This window comes from Halalkalibacter okhensis, from assembly GCF_000787375.1.
Taxonomy (GTDB): domain Bacteria; phylum Bacillota; class Bacilli; order Bacillales; family Bacillaceae_D; genus Halalkalibacter; species Halalkalibacter okhensis.
Window position 1 is genome coordinate 108,132 of the sequence record NZ_JRJU01000004.1, and the last position, 14,893, is coordinate 123,024.

General features: G+C 36.6%; 22 protein-coding genes. All 22 read right to left on the minus strand.

Translation table 11 applies throughout. The annotated features are described in order from the left end of the window. Positions 1–202: 202 nt before the first annotated feature. Complete coding sequence (gene cdr, locus LQ50_RS04845) at positions 203–2,140, minus strand: CoA-disulfide reductase (RefSeq protein WP_034626682.1); 1,938 nt, start codon at positions 2,138–2,140, stop codon at positions 203–205. Positions 2,141–2,410: 270 nt separating this feature from the next. Then, positions 2,411–3,217 (minus strand): cupin domain-containing protein, encoded by an 807-nt coding sequence (locus LQ50_RS04850; protein WP_308417914.1) that lies wholly within the window; start codon positions 3,215–3,217, stop codon positions 2,411–2,413. A gap of 320 nt (positions 3,218–3,537) precedes the next feature. Beyond that, the gene (locus LQ50_RS04855) at positions 3,538–4,137 is read right to left on the minus strand and encodes a class I SAM-dependent methyltransferase (protein WP_034626683.1); all 600 of its coding nucleotides are present in this window, start codon (positions 4,135–4,137) and stop codon (positions 3,538–3,540) included. A 75-nt stretch (positions 4,138–4,212) separates the two neighbouring features. After that, on the minus strand, positions 4,213–4,371 hold the full coding sequence (locus tag LQ50_RS25165) for a hypothetical protein (protein ID WP_152608164.1): 159 nt from the start codon (positions 4,369–4,371) through the stop codon (positions 4,213–4,215). Between the two features lie 273 nt (positions 4,372–4,644). Continuing rightward, positions 4,645–4,872 (minus strand): sulfurtransferase TusA family protein, encoded by a 228-nt coding sequence (locus LQ50_RS04860; protein ID WP_034626685.1) that lies wholly within the window; start codon positions 4,870–4,872, stop codon positions 4,645–4,647. A gap of 42 nt (positions 4,873–4,914) precedes the next feature. Further along, on the minus strand, positions 4,915–6,042 hold the full coding sequence (locus LQ50_RS04865) for an MBL fold metallo-hydrolase (RefSeq protein WP_034626687.1): 1,128 nt from the start codon (positions 6,040–6,042) through the stop codon (positions 4,915–4,917). A 43-nt stretch (positions 6,043–6,085) separates the two neighbouring features. Next, the gene (locus tag LQ50_RS04870) at positions 6,086–6,481 is read right to left on the minus strand and encodes a DsrE/DsrF/DrsH-like family protein (RefSeq protein ID WP_034626688.1); all 396 of its coding nucleotides are present in this window, start codon (positions 6,479–6,481) and stop codon (positions 6,086–6,088) included. A gap of 17 nt (positions 6,482–6,498) precedes the next feature. Next, complete coding sequence (locus LQ50_RS04875; protein ID WP_034626690.1) at positions 6,499–6,732, minus strand: glutaredoxin family protein; 234 nt, start codon at positions 6,730–6,732, stop codon at positions 6,499–6,501. 11 nt (positions 6,733–6,743) lie between these two features. Then, entirely contained in the window at positions 6,744–7,319 is a 576-nt protein-coding gene (locus tag LQ50_RS04880; protein WP_034626691.1) for a sulfurtransferase TusA family protein, read from the minus strand. 54 nt (positions 7,320–7,373) lie between these two features. Continuing rightward, entirely contained in the window at positions 7,374–7,658 is a 285-nt protein-coding gene (locus tag LQ50_RS04885; RefSeq protein ID WP_034626693.1) for a rhodanese-like domain-containing protein, read from the minus strand. 19 nt (positions 7,659–7,677) lie between these two features. Then, on the minus strand, positions 7,678–7,977 hold the full coding sequence (locus LQ50_RS04890; RefSeq protein WP_373279169.1) for a rhodanese-like domain-containing protein: 300 nt from the start codon (positions 7,975–7,977) through the stop codon (positions 7,678–7,680). 88 nt (positions 7,978–8,065) lie between these two features. After that, the gene (locus tag LQ50_RS04895) at positions 8,066–8,545 is read right to left on the minus strand and encodes a DsrE/DsrF/DrsH-like family protein (RefSeq protein ID WP_034626695.1); all 480 of its coding nucleotides are present in this window, start codon (positions 8,543–8,545) and stop codon (positions 8,066–8,068) included. 71 nt (positions 8,546–8,616) lie between these two features. Continuing rightward, positions 8,617–8,844 carry a sulfurtransferase TusA family protein gene (locus LQ50_RS04900; protein WP_034626696.1) on the minus strand — a complete coding sequence of 76 codons (228 nt, stop codon included), beginning with the start codon at positions 8,842–8,844 and terminating at the stop codon, positions 8,617–8,619. A 177-nt stretch (positions 8,845–9,021) separates the two neighbouring features. Beyond that, the gene (locus LQ50_RS04905; RefSeq protein ID WP_004427599.1) at positions 9,022–9,282 is read right to left on the minus strand and encodes a metal-sensitive transcriptional regulator; all 261 of its coding nucleotides are present in this window, start codon (positions 9,280–9,282) and stop codon (positions 9,022–9,024) included. Continuing rightward, positions 9,269–9,571, minus strand: coding sequence for a rhodanese-like domain-containing protein (locus LQ50_RS04910; RefSeq protein WP_161784655.1), 303 nt, complete (start codon positions 9,569–9,571; stop codon positions 9,269–9,271). Before LQ50_RS04910 ends, LQ50_RS04905 begins: the two co-directional genes overlap by 14 nt. Positions 9,572–9,675: 104 nt before the next feature. After that, positions 9,676–10,062, minus strand: coding sequence for a rhodanese-like domain-containing protein (locus LQ50_RS04915; protein ID WP_034626699.1), 387 nt, complete (start codon positions 10,060–10,062; stop codon positions 9,676–9,678). A gap of 56 nt (positions 10,063–10,118) precedes the next feature. Next, a complete protein-coding gene (locus LQ50_RS04920) occupies positions 10,119–10,481 on the minus strand; it encodes a YidH family protein (RefSeq protein WP_034626700.1) in 363 nt (120 codons plus the stop codon). A 75-nt stretch (positions 10,482–10,556) separates the two neighbouring features. Further along, positions 10,557–10,940 carry a DUF302 domain-containing protein gene (locus LQ50_RS04925; protein ID WP_004427608.1) on the minus strand — a complete coding sequence of 128 codons (384 nt, stop codon included), beginning with the start codon at positions 10,938–10,940 and terminating at the stop codon, positions 10,557–10,559. A gap of 113 nt (positions 10,941–11,053) precedes the next feature. Next, the gene (locus LQ50_RS04930; protein ID WP_034626702.1) at positions 11,054–11,620 is read right to left on the minus strand and encodes a carbonic anhydrase; all 567 of its coding nucleotides are present in this window, start codon (positions 11,618–11,620) and stop codon (positions 11,054–11,056) included. Between the two features lie 16 nt (positions 11,621–11,636). Further along, positions 11,637–13,301, minus strand: coding sequence for a SulP family inorganic anion transporter (locus tag LQ50_RS04935; RefSeq protein ID WP_034626703.1), 1,665 nt, complete (start codon positions 13,299–13,301; stop codon positions 11,637–11,639). 209 nt (positions 13,302–13,510) lie between these two features. Next, positions 13,511–13,738 (minus strand): sulfurtransferase TusA family protein, encoded by a 228-nt coding sequence (locus LQ50_RS04940; RefSeq protein ID WP_004427614.1) that lies wholly within the window; start codon positions 13,736–13,738, stop codon positions 13,511–13,513. A 14-nt stretch (positions 13,739–13,752) separates the two neighbouring features. Continuing rightward, entirely contained in the window at positions 13,753–14,889 is a 1,137-nt protein-coding gene (locus LQ50_RS04945; protein WP_034626705.1) for an MBL fold metallo-hydrolase, read from the minus strand. Between the last annotated feature and the right edge of the window lie 4 nt (positions 14,890–14,893).

Sequence of the window (14,893 nt, forward strand, 5' to 3'; positions counted from 1 at the left end):
AGAACTAGTTCAATTATGCAGCACGTAAGGTGAAAGTGTGTAATATCTTAACCCTGATGATAACTCTAAAACCATAAATATCTATTAGATACTAAATAACAACCCAATATTAATTAGAAGATCTTTTAGGCTTCAAAAAAAACAACCAAGACCCATTCAGAAGAAAGAATATGAACTCTTTACTATTCCTTAATTTCCAGCACTAATTTTTCTGAACATAAGCTTTAATCATTTTCCTATCTTTCTTTTCCTCTAGTAAAGTATGGCCATTGTGCTCACACCATGAAGGTAAATCCCTGACAAATTGTGAATCAGTTGCTGTTACTTCTAAAATTTGTCCTTTCCCCATTTCTTTTACTGCTTTCGCTACACTCATAATAGGTCCTGGGCACTGAAGGCCACTAGCATCTATTTTCACATCTGCTTTAAATTCATTACAATTAGCTCGTGCCACACCGGAGTCATCCGTTTTCACGTCACACTCTTTCTTTTTGTTGCCATGTACTGAAGAGTAGGTTTTCCAGCCACCATCTAAATTTTTCACTTTAAATCCATTTTCCTGAAGGATACGTGAAGCTAAATAACCACGTAGCCCTACTTGGCAATTAACATAAATCTTTTCATTTTTCGGAAGTTCTGTTAACCGCTCCCGGATATCATCAATTGGAATATTAATGGCCCCTTCGATAAAGCCCATTTCTAACTCGATAGGTGTGCGTACATCGACTAACGTAGCACCATTTGCCACGATTTCATCAATTTCATGCCACTGAACGGTTTCGGTCACACCTTCCACAATATTGGTTGCTGCGTAACCTAGCATATTAACAGGATCCTTAGCTGAAGAATATGGAGGTGCATAGGCTAGCTCTAAGTCAGCAAGGTCTACGACGCTTAAGCCACCTTTAATGGCTGTTGCAATCACATCGATCCTTTTATCGACTCCATCCTTTCCAACCGCTTGCGCTCCATAGATTTTGCCTGTTTCTTTATCAAACACTAGTTTTAATGCAATCGGTGCTGCACCAGGGTAATAGCCGGCATGTGAGCTAGGATGAAGATGGATAACTTCGTACGTAATTCCTAAACGCTTTAATGTTTTTTCATTATTTCCAGTAGTTGCCACTGTATAATCTAAAACTTTAGCAATCGATGTTCCAAGTGTACCGTTATATTTAGCTTTCTTTCCGTAAATATTATCCGCCACAAGTCTGCCTTGCCTATTTGCTGGCCATGCGAGTGGAATCATCGTCGGCTTCCCGTTAATATAATCCTTTACTTCAATAGCATCACCAATCGCATAAATATTTGGGTCGTTTGTTTGTAAATAGTCATTTACTTGGATTCCTCCACGTTCTCCTACCTGAAGGCCAGCGTTAATAGCAAGTTCATTCTCTGGGCGAACGCCAATCGATAAAATAATGAGGTCGGTCTCCATTCGCTTACCGTTATTTGTAACAACAATCTTTCCTTCGCTTTCAAAAGACTCGACCCCATCGCTTAAAACAAGGTTGACTCCCTTTTCTTCAAGATGCGTATGAATGATGGATGCCATTTCATAATCTAAAGGGGCCATCACTTGGTTAGCCATTTCAATAACCGTAATATCTATACCCCGTTCATGAAGGTTCTCTGCCATTTCTAGACCGATAAATCCACCACCAACGACAACCACACGCTTTGGTTTTTCGTTATCGACATAAGACTTAATTTTATCTGTATCTGGTATGTTTCTCAAAGTAAAAATAGTCTTAGCTTCGTTCAACCCTGGAATTGGCGGAACGATTGGACGTGCCCCTGGTGAAAGCACCAAATCATCATAAGATTCTTCATACGTATTACCTGTTTTATGGTCTTTGACTTTGACCGTTTTCGCTTCACGATTGATTCCAATAACCTCACTAAGGTTACGGATGTCTAAATTGAATTTTTTTGACATTCCTTCTACTGTTTGCACTAATAGTTTTTGGCGATCTTTGATCTTCTCACCAATGTAATAAGGCAAGCCACAGTTAGCAAATGAAATATATTCTCCTTTTTCAAATAGGACAATCTTTGATGTTTCATCTATTCTTCTTAAGCGAGCAGCTGCTGTAGCACCGCCTGCGACTCCACCGACAATAACAATTTTCTTACTCATTATTTTTCCCCCTAGTTAGTTATCAATTACCTTATAGGGTATATACCCTATATAGTATATTACAAGGTTACTCTCTTCTTTGATGTGATTTAAATCACAGTTAGCTTTTTTTATTTGAATTTTATAAAGCTAACCTACGAAGGAAGAAAATCAATATAGAAACTAGAGATTAAACACTATAATATCGAATTTTAAAAGAGCTTGAAAAAACAACCGAATCTCAACAACCGGTCGTTTTTTCAAGCTCTTATCTTTCTTTATTAATGTATATCAGTGACCGTGTTCTTCTTCAGCAGCCATGGCTATAGCTTTCGTTTCATGAACAGTTCCATATGGATGCTGAGGTGGAGCATAGATAGAGTACAGCTTAAGTGGTTGATTTCCCGTATTGGTCAAATTGTGCCATTTACCAGCTGGTATCACAATCGCATAATCGTCATATACTTTTTCTTCAAAATCTAATCGTTCTTTGCTATCACCCATTTGAACAACTCCTTGCCCTTGTTCAATACGTAAGAATTGATCAAGAGTTGGATGAATTTCTAAACCAATATCCTCTCCAACATCAATACTCATCAAAGTGACTTGCAAATGATCTCCTGTCCATAAAGCGGTACGGAAATTGTTATTTTGATTAGTCACTTCTTCTATATCTACTACAAACGGTTCTGCCCCATAATCCATTATTTCACTTGTAAGTTCTGCATCTAACGAACCAAATCGTGTAGCGTTCTCTTGCTCACCATTTAGAGCCCATCTAAACACATTTTGTATTTGTGGATGCCCTATAAGTTGGGAACTCTTTTGATACTCTTCATAACCCTCTGCTTCTAGCTCATAAGCCTTTTGTAAACCATCTCTATAACTCTGAAAAGGAACGTGATCGATCTGATACATAGGTAGGATACCAGTAAGATCGGTATAAAGATTGGTGAAATGAGTTAAATGGGCTTTGTTCCCTTCTAAAGCCTGAAGAATATCAATTTTATGTTTTTTAGACGGTGCAGCATTGGCTAACTGTCTATAAAACTTAATGGCTTTGGCCTCCCTGTTTAATCCCTTCAAGTATTGCTTCAAAAGCTTGATCATCCTGCCCGTGATGATTTCTTGTCATAAAGTCTGGATTATATATGGGTGTGTTAGCATTAGCGTAATATGGATATGGATTTGTGTTAGAATAATACATTTCATTCATTCCCTTCAATGGTTTATCAAACTTATCATATGCCTATGTGAAGAGAATGGACTACTAATGAATATACTTAATTAAAAAAGGGCTTTTGATTAGTTTAATGACTTTTTAGTATTTTTTGCATTAAAAAAAGAATAGAATAGGATCTACCTAATCTATTCTTTAGTGTAACTACTAAAGAAAAAATCATTATTGGCTTTTGAATTCACTCTGTTTTTTGACCGACAAATTGAATAACATGAGACAAGCCATTATGTAAGTCTCCTTCTTGTCGGACAACCTCTCCCATAAAAAAGTGAACAATACGCCAATCAGAAAAAACATTTAGAAATTCTTCGGGTTTGTATAAAAGCTCTAAGTTCTGAGGGCCACCACTATTATATGGTATTTGATAATGCGAATAGACTTCCGTAATAAAATAACCACCTGGTTTAACTGACTCTTTTACTCCTTGTAGTGTTTTCTTGCGTAACACTTCTGGAAAGTGCCCAAAAATACAGACGATCTCATCCCATATGTTTTGTTGCCAAACAGCTTCATTTAGATCAACCAGTTGCGTATTAACTTTTACACCTTTCTCATCTGCCAATTTATTCGTTTTTGATAAGCCTGATTCAGCATAATCCCAAGCTGAGACGTTCATTCCTTGTTCAGCTAAGAATACAGCATTACGCCCTTCACCTTCTGCAATAGCAAGAGCGTCACCTGATAATGGAAGTTTTCTCTGCATTTCCGCTAAAAACACATTTGGTTCTGTTCCATATACGTAGCTCTCATTTTGAAAACGCGTGTTCCATGGGTTCATTTTCTATCTCCTAAATTGTATCTTATACGAAGTAACATCCTATAATCAGAATAGACATATAGGGTGATAAAACGATTAACGAATCACGACAAAATTGCCTGTACCCAATACATTTTTCGTATAATCTATTTTGACATTATTGAAATAAACCTTATCTTTCTCAGAAATTAAAAATTGAATACCATCCTGTTCAACGACCTCATCATTTTCTAAAGCTGACTCTTCCAGAGCCAGACGAAGTTGTGGTCCTCCTCAACCAATCCCCATAGTTAAACGGATAAAGGGTTCTACTCCTTGTTTAATTGTATCTTGAACTTCAATTAAAATCTTTTCGACTGCTGTGGGTGTTATTTTAACCATCTAATATACCTCCTTTAAAAAGTTATAGTTTAATTATATGATTTAACAATGTCGTTTCTTTTATAAAATGTCTATCCAAATTTTCACTGATGTTGTACCTCCCTTTAAAGAAAAAGGGAACCACCTCGGTTCCCTTTTCTTTTATATTTAGCCTTTTTTAATCCAGAACCTTAATACACCATCTTCTTCCGTATCTGATAGTAACTCATGACCGCCAGACTTCGCCCATGCTGCAAGGTCATTTTTTGCTCCTTTATCAGTCGCATGAATTTCTAGCACTTGACCTGAATCAAGTTCCGTCATAGCTTTCTTTGTTCGAACGATTGGCATAGGACATGCTAATCCTTTTGCGTCTAATACTTTATCTGAATTCATTTATAAAACCTCCAGTTATTTATTCTATTTTTTTATCGTTTGTTATCTTACTGCACAACGGTTTGGCCCAATTTCCATTTCACGTTGTTTATCTTCATCTGGTGTAATTTTACCCATATTGGTTTCACGAATTTCTTGATACGCGTTTGGTTGTGGAGGTAAGTTTTCTGTCACCATTGATCTAAACTCATTTTCATCTTCAATGTTTAAACCATGATTTTGAACAAATAGTGTGCCTAGTTTTTCTGCAACACTTCCATCTTCATTTAGCTCTTCGATGATCATAAAGTGAGCCGGTAAAACAATCAACTCTTCTGATAGTTCTCTATAACGCTTATAAAGCGACTCACGTAAATCTCCTACCCAATCTTCAGCGAGTCCTGCTAGGTCAGGTCTTCCAATTGAATCAATGAAGAGAATGTCTCCGGATAATAGGTATTTTTCATCGATAACAAATGAAGTCGATCCGATTGTATGACCAGGTGAGTATAGCGCATGAATGTTGATCGTTGAGTTCCCGATCACTACGTCATTCCCACCTTCAAGTGCCGCATATTCAAACACCACTTCTCCTGCATCCTTTGGAGGTAACCAGTACGTTGCACCAGTTGCTTCGGCAATTTTTCTTCCTCCAGAAATGTGATCAGCATGTAAATGAGTATCAAATACGTGTGTGATTTTTGCATTGATTTCATTGGCAAAGTTCACATACACATCTGCCATACGTGTTGCATCGATAATCGCAGCTTCCCCATTTGAAACAACCATATAAGATAGACAGCCTTTACCTAGACGGACAAATTGATATAGCTCACCACCGTCTTTTAGGTCCCCTACTTTAACTGGCTCTAAATATTCACTCCAAGTCTTCATTCCGCCTTCAAGATAAGAAACATCTAGTCCTTCATCAGACAACATCTCTGCTACCATCATCGAAGAACCTTCTTTCGCACACACGACTAAGACTTCTTTATCTGCTGGAATTTTATCCATGATTTCTTCTACACCATCTAATAGTTCAAAATAAGGAATATTAAAGTAATCAAAATTCTCTCCTTCAATTTTCCAATCAGCGAAATCCCCTTCATTACGAACATCTAGAATAAATAGCTCTTTCTTTTCGATTACTTTTCTTGCTATTTCTTTTGAATTCATTGCTTTTACTGTCATCGTTTATACCCCTAATAGTATATTTTTCTTTAAAAAAATTTAATTAAAAGGTTAACGTTACATCCGCATCCTTGGCGAATTCTAAGAACGTAACGGCTCCACCCACTTCAATTCCATCAACAAATGCATCTTTTTCTAGCTCCATCACATCCATTGTCATTTGACAGCCAATTAGTTTAACACCCATTTCTTGCGCCATTGCAACAAGTTCAGGAATGGCTGGAACATTGGCTTTTTCAAAACCCTTTTGGTAATGCTCTTTCCCCTCTGGCATTGGTAATTGACTGTATGCTTCTTTATGAATTAGATTTAGACCTTCAAAAGTAAAGAATATTGCTACCTCTTGGTCTGTTGCAGCTGCAGCTGTTGCTACATTGAATACTTTGTAGGCATCAAATAACCCACCATTGCTTGCGATAATTGCTAATTTTCTACTCATCTTCTTTCAACCTCCTATTATTTTCTCAATGCTGACATAATGCTATTTGGATCATAACCAACAACCCACTGGCCGTTCACTTCCGTTTGTGGAACCCCTAATTGACCTGTTTTTTCTACAAGTTGCTGCATAATGGCAGGATTTGTTTCTACATTTACTTCGTGATAGGAAATGTTTTGATCTGATAAAAAGTTTTTTAACATCACACAATAACGACAGTGATTAGATGTATAAACAGTAATCTGATTCATGTTGACCCCTCCTATTTATTAAGACTATTTGTTGGGTTACCCCATTCACTCATGCCAGGTACGACATTAATAACTGTTTTAAATCCAGCTTCTGTTAACTTTTGTGCGGCTAAATCACTGCGACTTCCAGTACGACACACAACATAAATATCTTCATCCTCGCTTAGTTCATTTAAACGATTCTCAAGTTCACCAAGCGGAATGGATTTTGCACCAGGAATATGATTGAAGGCATATTCAGCTGATTCGCGTACATCTAACACTAGAATATCTTCATTGTTAACTAATTTCGCTTGAAGTTCCTCGTTGTTTACAACATGTGGGTGTTTCTTCTCTTCTTTCTCTTCCCCAGTCGCTTTACGAAGATAATGTTTTAACACTTCACCCTCTTCAAGCGTTCCTAAATATTGATGTCCAGTGCTCTGTGCCCACGCTTTAATATCTGCAGTTGATCCTTTATCTGTTGCTTGAACTTCTAATACTTTTCCTGGTTCGAGGTCATTCATCGCTTTTTTTGTACGAACGATTGGCATTGGACATGCTAATCCTTTTGCATCTACTAGTTGATCAAATTTAATAGTTTCCATTAATATTCCTCCTATAATTTATACCTGCATAGGTATAGTTAATTTCAAAAAAATTTACTGAACGTTACCTTCCCAGTTCATCATGCCTCCAGCCATATTTGTAGCATGAAACCCGTGACTTGACAGGAACTCAGTGGCTCTTCCACTTCTAGCACCAGAGCGACAAACAATAATATATTCTTTCGTTTTGTCTAGTTCATGTAGACGAAATTCTAGTAATCCAAGCGGAATGTTTAAACTCCCAGGTATATGCCCTGCTACTACCTCATCCGTTTCACGAACATCAATAATATTTGGGTTAACAAGACGTTCTACTTCTTTAGGTGTGATTTCTTTCATAACTGATCTCCTCCTAACGTTAGTTCCAAGCGCTCATACCGCCTTTTACGTTTGTGATTTTTTTAAAACCCATTTTCCTTAATACTTTTGCTGCTTTATTGCTACGCATTCCACTCTGGCAAATAACTACAACTTCTTTCTCTTTTGATAACTGACTTCCTTTTTGAGAAAGTTCATGAAGTGGAATGTTTTTGAACGTGTTAATCTTGTTTCTAGAAAACTCACCTGGAGTTCTTACATCAATAAATTGAACATCTTTTCTCTTTAACTCTTTTTTAAGCTCACTCGCTGAAATTTGTTTTACACCTTTAACAGGCATGAACTTATTGATTAAAAAGAATGCTACTAAGCCAACAACTATTATATTAATGATTACGTCCACTTTGTACCCCCTTGGGTAAGACTTATTAAATAAATAAGTTCACATTTCCTTCTTCAGCATCTGCTAAATATGCAGCTACTCCCGCGTATTCTAATCCATCAATTAATTCATCTTGCTGCAGTCCTAAAAGGTCCATCGTCATCGTACATGCCACAAGTTTGACTCCTTGTTCTTTTGCCATATCAATTAGATCCGGTAAAGGCATTGCATTATGCTTCTTCATGACATGTTTAATCATTTTAGGACCCATACCAGCGAAGTTCATGTTTGAAAGTCCCATGTTATCTGCTCCTCGCGGCATCATCTTAGCAAACATTTTTTCCAAGAATCCTTTTTTTACTGGTACTTGTTCATCTTTTCTAAATGCATTTAATCCCCAAAAAGTTGAGAAGATTGTTACTTCATGATCATAAGCTGCAGCACCGTTTGCTATAATAAAAGCTGCCATTGCTTTATCATAATCACCACTAAATAAAATAATCGTTGTTTTCTTTTTGTCTGTCATATTGCTCTCCCCTTTGTCATTTATATTTCCGCATACCCCAATAGGTATATATCCGATTAAAAAAATTTAACCTAGCCTTTTTTAATCCAAAACTTTAAAACTCCATCTTCCTCTACATCTGTAAGTAATTCATGACCACCTGACTTTGCCCAAGCTGCTAAATCATTCTTGGCCCCTTTATCAGTCGCATGTATTTCCAAGATTTGTCCAGCTTCTAAATCGTTGATTGCCTTTTTAGTACGCACGATCGGCATCGGACAAGCTAACCCTTTTGCGTCGAGAACTTTATCTGATTTCATTTTGTTTCCTCCTCATTATCAATATACATATACCCATATAGGTATAACAACTGATTAAAAAATTTAGTCAACCTATTTCTTAGCTAACAACAACTTTCTTTACTTAACTAACCAATTACATATAGGGGTATGTTAACTTATTTTTATTGCCCCTGTCAACCTTTTATATTTATCTTTTTACCTACTTTTCACTAACAAATTAACAGCTTCTTGGATGAATTTTTCTGTATCTTCCCCTTTTTCGATCTGCTCTCTGACACAGTGCTCCAAATTGGTACTAACAACAACACCAATTGTCCGGTCTAGCGCATTTCTTGCTGCAGAAAGTTGAACAACGAGATCCTTACAATCCTTTCCTTCTTCCATCATTCTTAAAATAGCTTTCACTTGCCCCTCTATGCGTTTCACTCTATTTTTCATTTGATCAGTGTATTCCATGAATTTCCCTCCTATCTCTGCAAGTCACTTGCTTACTATATTTATTATCCTCTATATAATATCCAGCTACTTTAACACCTTTACTTTTTAAAAAACGAGCGCTTATCGTTACATCTAACATATCTGAACCAATAATACAAACAGGTTTCCCTTCAAGTTTACAGAAATTCCTTTTTATATAAGGCAAAGGAATATTATAAGAACCGTTGATAGGCTTTTTATGAGCCTGAAGATAACCTCTTACATCGAGTAAAATCGTTTTTTCATCACTGAAATTGTCTATATCCATATGCGCTAATCCAAGCACTGGTACAAATCTTCTATATAAACTATTTGATCCTATTAATAATAGCACAATTATGAAGATGGTCATATTGTTAACCTAAGAAGTAACTAATTTGTTACTTCCCCTTCCCAAGCAAGCATTCCACCTTTTACATTAACCAAATTTTGATACCCAAAATCTTTAAGTTTATTTAAGGCTTGTAGGCTTCTATTCCCGCTTCTACATATGATCACAACTGTTTTATCAGCAGGAATTAGATGATAATTGCTTTCTAACTCACTAAGAGGAACATTAGTCATTCCTTCTATATGGGACTCTTGAAATTCGTGAGGTTCTCGTACATCAACATAGAAAACGTCATCAGATGCATTCGTCATCATGTTGGCAAGTTGTTCTGTACTCACTTGTTCTACCCCTATTGTGGGCATTAACTTATAGCCAATAAAACCGATAATTAATACAAGCGGCAGAATATAGGAACTATATTTCTTCATTACCTTCCCCCCTTTGCTCTTTATATTTTATATATTATACCCCTAAGGGTATAAAGTCAAGGGGTGTTAACAAAAAAATAATAAATACCAAACAATACCAATATAGTGGTAATGATGAATGTCATATAGAAGATAATTTTATAGGAAGAGTGAAACGTTTGGCTATTTATAGCCTTTCGATTTCGGTAATAAACAAATGTAGCAAAGAAAATGGTTAATAGCCCCAATAAAAGAGAAAATAAACTAATAAACATCGCAATTGTATTGTCTAAGAACTCATTCATTGGAGTATTAAAGTGTAGGGTTGTTGCTAAGAATCCCACTCCAATAATAGCAATGGCTGTTCTAATCCAAGCTAAATACGTTCTTTCATTTGCTAAGTGTTGTTGAATATATTTAGATTCATCGGATTGATTCATTTGGATAGACCTCCTAACTTGTAAAACAAGCCTCCTGCTACTCAGTTAGACTTTTCACAAGAGACTTTATATGCATCAAATGCTTTTATCGATAGCAGAAATCAGTCTTTTCTCGATATCCGCAGCTATTCCATTTAAATCTTCATCATTTACATACTGTATTAATGAAGTGGGTTTTGGCATTCCAATTTTCGTTTTTCCATTATCGTTATATACTACTATCTTACAAGGCAGGAAGTACCCAACCATTTTGTTTCTATCTAATACTCGTTTCGCTTCGTGGGGGTTACATACTTCTAACACTTTATATGGATCGTTAAATTCCAATCCTTTTTCTTGTAACTTTGCTTGGATATCAAATTCCCACAAGACTCCAAATTGCTCTTCCATCAAATTTGTTTTTAACTTCTCAATTGTTTCTTCCATTCCACTTACTGTATCGACAGTATAATCAAACATATTTTTCTCTCCTTTATGAGTTATTGGTACTAGTAAAAACAACGTAATTCTTTTTGCAATGTTAACTTAAAAAAAGATAGACACCTTATTTAGAGAACCACTTTAAGAACCAATTAATTCTCAAGCGGAAACACCCTTTCCAATTCCCCTGACTCGACATGAAATAAACATCCTAAAACTTCTATATCAGTCCCGTATTCCTTATAAATAGGGTGCTCCATTAATCTTTCGACTTGTTTTAAAACATTTAGCTTCGTTAATTCATCCAGTGAAACTGGTTCTATCGTCATACTCTTATCAGGTAGACTAGCGCGAACTCTTGAAATCCAACCCTGGAGCTCCTGCTCATCGTTCTCTAACCAAGCGGCTTTTACGCCTCCGCAGTCGGTATGACCTTTAATGACAATCTTTTTTACCTTTAAGTGTTTCAACGCATAATATAGACTAGCCGAAAAACTTTCATCTTCCGTTACCACTTGATTAGCAATATTTCGATGGACAAACATGTGTCCTAAAGGCATTTGCGTAATGACAGAAGGACTAACACGCGAATCACTGCAAGACAAGACAAAGAATTCTGGTGTTTGACCTTTTTTTAACTCATCAAAGAATGTTGGGTCTTGTTGTTTAATCCTTTGTATAAATTCTTCATTTTTCTTTCTTAATTCAAGTTCCTCCATCTTTGCTCCTCTCCTTCTATTTGTTAATAGCTTTAAGCGCGTGCTCAACCGATAAATGCCTTAAATTTTCCCCATATTTTTTATCCCAGTTCGCTTTCTTCAGTAAATCCATCACAGGACCTTTAATTCCCGCAAAATGAAATGCAATATCCCCTTTTCTACATGACTCCATTATTTCTTCTAATGAATGTATCGCTACAGCGTCTATGGAGTTCACACCTGAAAAATCTAAAATAATCCACTTCGTCTCAGGCTTTTCTCCTACACGCTCACATAGTTTATCTTCTAAAAAGGTCATATTCGCAAAGTATAATGAAGCATCGACACGGAAAATCATAACTTCTGGGTCTACTTTTGCTTCTGGGTAGCGTTTAATATTTCGGAACACCTTTTCTTCTTGTAAATACCCTAACTCTGCGACATGAGGATACGCACTCCGAACGATGAAAACAAGTAAGGAAAATACTACTCCAATTAATATCCCTTGCTCAATCCCAATTGTTAGCGTAGCAATAAAAGTAATTACCCACGTCCAACCGTCCACACTTTTGATTTTAAACAAATGTTTTGCTTCTTTCACATCGATTAGACTGTATACAGCAACCATAATGATCGCAGCTAACACTGCATTAGGAAGATAGTAAAAGAAACCAGTGAAAAATAATAAGGTTAGGATAATAAGAATAGCCGTAATTATTGTCGCAAGTGGTGTCTTTGCCCCAGATTGATAGTTCACAGCTGAACGGGAAAATCCTCCTGTTACAGGATATCCTGCAAAGAAAGAACCACCAATATTAGCAAGCCCTAACCCTACTAGCTCCTTATTTGGAACTACTTTATATTTTTCTTTAGCCGCTATTGCCTTTGCCATCGCAATCGATTCCATAAAACCGATAAAAGAGATGGCAAGTGCGATAGGAAGAAGTGCCATAACAGCATCTAGTGTAAATACAGGAAGCGATAATGACGGCAGACCTTTTGGTACTTCACCAACAATTTTCACTCCTGCTTGTTGCAGCTGTAAGAAGTAGATTGTACTAATGCTTAGGACGATGACCACAAGCGGACCTGGAATTTTAGGTACAAACTTTCTTAATCCAATCAATATGAGAATACTAACCAATCCAATGGTTAATGTTATCGGATTTATTTCAGAAACCCTGCTTATCGACTCAAATAAAATCTTAAATACATCTTTATCTGCTTCTAGTTTCACTCCTAGTAAATGCTTCAACTGACTTAATCCAATAATGATAGCTGCTGCTGAAGTAAAACCACTAATTACAGCATGAGATAAGAAGTTTACTAAGAAACCAAGTCTAAGCACTCCCATTAGAAACTGAATCATACCTATCATAAGCATTAAAAGTAACACTAACGAGATATATTCATCTGTTCCAGGTTCTGCAATCGTAGATACCCCTGCTAGTACTAATAATGACACCATCGCAACGGGACCAACCGCTAATTGTCTCGACGTTCCAAATAATGCATAGATAAGAAGTGGAATAGTAGAAGCGTACAACCCAATAACCGGTGGTAATCCAGCTAACATTGCATATGCCATCCCTTGTGGAATAAGCATAATCGCAACGATTAACCCCGCTGACATATCTCCGCTTAAATCCGACCGTTTATAATTTGGCATCCATTCCAATGCCGGAATTAACTTTTTAAACATAAGGTTCCTTCCTCTCTTTAAATTTATTATATACCTATACCCCTACACCTATTTTAGGTTTATTGAGCTAAGTTGTCAATCATTTAAATTTTATGTATAGATTAGACCTAAGAGGAGATACCTGTTAAAGACAACTAGAGGCATTTAACAATGTCCTTACTTTGTTTAAAATCCTACTATGAAGAGTAATCCTCATAGTAGGACGAGGGTTAAGACTTTTTAATATAAAAAGTGAACACACCATTTTCTTCTTTATCACTTAATAAATCATGACCACCCGAACTTGCCCAAGCAACAAGGTCGTTTTTAGCTCCCTTATCGGTAGCCTGTATTTCCAACACTTCTCCAGACTGTAACTCATCCATTGCCTTTTTCGTCTTCACAATCGGCATTGGGCATGCAAGACCTTTTGCATCTAAAACTTTCGTCACTTCCATCTTGTCATTCCTCCTTAACGTACTGCACAGCGATTTGGTCCAATTTCCATTTCACGTTGTGCCTCCAAATCTGGATTAATCTTACCCATATTCGTCTCTCGAATTTCCTGGTAAGCATTTGGTTGTGGCGGTAAATTTTCTGAAACGGTTTTTCTAAACTCATTTTCATCATGGATGTTCAACCCATGATTCTCTTTATACAACTTACCTAACTCGTGAGAGATACTTCCATCTTTGTTCATTTCATTAATTCCCATGTAGTGGGCAGGTAGGACAATCAGATTATCTGCTAATTGTTTGTAACGGTCATATAGGGTTTGTCTAAGGTCTGCCACCCAGTCTTCAGCTTTTCCAGCTAAATCAGGACGACCAATTGAATCGATAAATAAGATGTCACCAGTTAAAAGATATTGATCATCGACAATAAAGGACGTACTCCCTATCGTATGTCCAGGCGAATAAATAGCTTTGATTATCACTTTCCCAACCTTGATCTCATTTCCATCTTCGAGCTTCGTATATGAATACGTTACTTCTTCAGCATCCTTTGGTGGTAAATGATACTCAGCACCTACCTTTTCAGCTAAAGTTCGTCCACCGGAAATATGATCAGCATGAAGGTGCGTATCTAGTAGGTGAGTTAGCTTCAAGTTATGTTCACTAATAAATTGTTCATAAGGTTCAATCATACGTGCTGCATCAATGATAGCTGCTTCTCCATTTGATTCAACTAAATAGGATAAGCACCCTTTACCAATTCGAACAAATTGATAAATAGTACCGCCACCTGTTAAATCACCTATTTTAATGGGCTCTAGATGTTCACTCCAAGCTTTCATTCCGCCTTCAATAGAATAAACATTGTTGTACCCCGCATCTGAAATTTGTTCAGCGACAAATTCAGACGAACCTCCTTTTGCACAAATAACATAGATCGGCTGATCTTTAGGCAGTTGATCCATAATAGGATCAAGACTGTCAATTAAATCAAAGTAAGGCTTGTTAATGATATGGACGTTTTCCCCTTCAATTTTCCAATCGTCAAAATCACCTGTGTTTCTTACGTCTAAAATAAAAATTTGATCGCCATTAAGAATCTTTTTTGTTAACTCTTTAACATTGATTCCTTTAATCGCCGTTGTTGTCGTCATGGTT

What these genes read in the sequence shown, in the direction of transcription:
- cdr (WP_034626682.1), bottom strand. Translation starts at nt 2,140, where the DNA reads ATGAGTAAGAAAATTGTTATTGTCGGTGGAGTCGCAGGCGGTGCTACA.
- LQ50_RS04855 (WP_034626683.1), bottom strand. Translation starts at nt 4,137, where the DNA reads ATGAACCCATGGAACACGCGTTTTCAAAATGAGAGCTACGTATATGGA.
- LQ50_RS04860 (WP_034626685.1), bottom strand. Translation starts at nt 4,872, where the DNA reads ATGAATTCAGATAAAGTATTAGACGCAAAAGGATTAGCATGTCCTATG.
- LQ50_RS04865 (WP_034626687.1), bottom strand. Translation starts at nt 6,042, where the DNA reads ATGACAGTAAAAGCAATGAATTCAAAAGAAATAGCAAGAAAAGTAATC.
- LQ50_RS04870 (WP_034626688.1), bottom strand. Translation starts at nt 6,481, where the DNA reads ATGAGTAGAAAATTAGCAATTATCGCAAGCAATGGTGGGTTATTTGAT.
- LQ50_RS04875 (WP_034626690.1), bottom strand. Translation starts at nt 6,732, where the DNA reads ATGAATCAGATTACTGTTTATACATCTAATCACTGTCGTTATTGTGTG.
- LQ50_RS04880 (WP_034626691.1), bottom strand. Translation starts at nt 7,319, where the DNA reads ATGGAAACTATTAAATTTGATCAACTAGTAGATGCAAAAGGATTAGCA.
- LQ50_RS04885 (WP_034626693.1), bottom strand. Translation starts at nt 7,658, where the DNA reads ATGAAAGAAATCACACCTAAAGAAGTAGAACGTCTTGTTAACCCAAAT.
- LQ50_RS04890 (WP_373279169.1), bottom strand. Translation starts at nt 7,977, where the DNA reads ATGCCTGTTAAAGGTGTAAAACAAATTTCAGCGAGTGAGCTTAAAAAA.
- LQ50_RS04895 (WP_034626695.1), bottom strand. Translation starts at nt 8,545, where the DNA reads ATGACAGACAAAAAGAAAACAACGATTATTTTATTTAGTGGTGATTAT.
- LQ50_RS04900 (WP_034626696.1), bottom strand. Translation starts at nt 8,844, where the DNA reads ATGAAATCAGATAAAGTTCTCGACGCAAAAGGGTTAGCTTGTCCGATG.
- LQ50_RS04905 (WP_004427599.1), bottom strand. Translation starts at nt 9,282, where the DNA reads ATGGAATACACTGATCAAATGAAAAATAGAGTGAAACGCATAGAGGGG.
- LQ50_RS04910 (WP_161784655.1), bottom strand. Translation starts at nt 9,571, where the DNA reads ATGGATATAGACAATTTCAGTGATGAAAAAACGATTTTACTCGATGTA.
- LQ50_RS04915 (WP_034626699.1), bottom strand. Translation starts at nt 10,062, where the DNA reads ATGAAGAAATATAGTTCCTATATTCTGCCGCTTGTATTAATTATCGGT.
- LQ50_RS04920 (WP_034626700.1), bottom strand. Translation starts at nt 10,481, where the DNA reads ATGAATCAATCCGATGAATCTAAATATATTCAACAACACTTAGCAAAT.
- LQ50_RS04925 (WP_004427608.1), bottom strand. Translation starts at nt 10,940, where the DNA reads ATGTTTGATTATACTGTCGATACAGTAAGTGGAATGGAAGAAACAATT.
- LQ50_RS04930 (WP_034626702.1), bottom strand. Translation starts at nt 11,620, where the DNA reads ATGGAGGAACTTGAATTAAGAAAGAAAAATGAAGAATTTATACAAAGG.
- LQ50_RS04935 (WP_034626703.1), bottom strand. Translation starts at nt 13,301, where the DNA reads ATGTTTAAAAAGTTAATTCCGGCATTGGAATGGATGCCAAATTATAAA.
- LQ50_RS04940 (WP_004427614.1), bottom strand. Translation starts at nt 13,738, where the DNA reads ATGGAAGTGACGAAAGTTTTAGATGCAAAAGGTCTTGCATGCCCAATG.
- LQ50_RS04945 (WP_034626705.1), bottom strand. Translation starts at nt 14,889, where the DNA reads ATGACGACAACAACGGCGATTAAAGGAATCAATGTTAAAGAGTTAACA.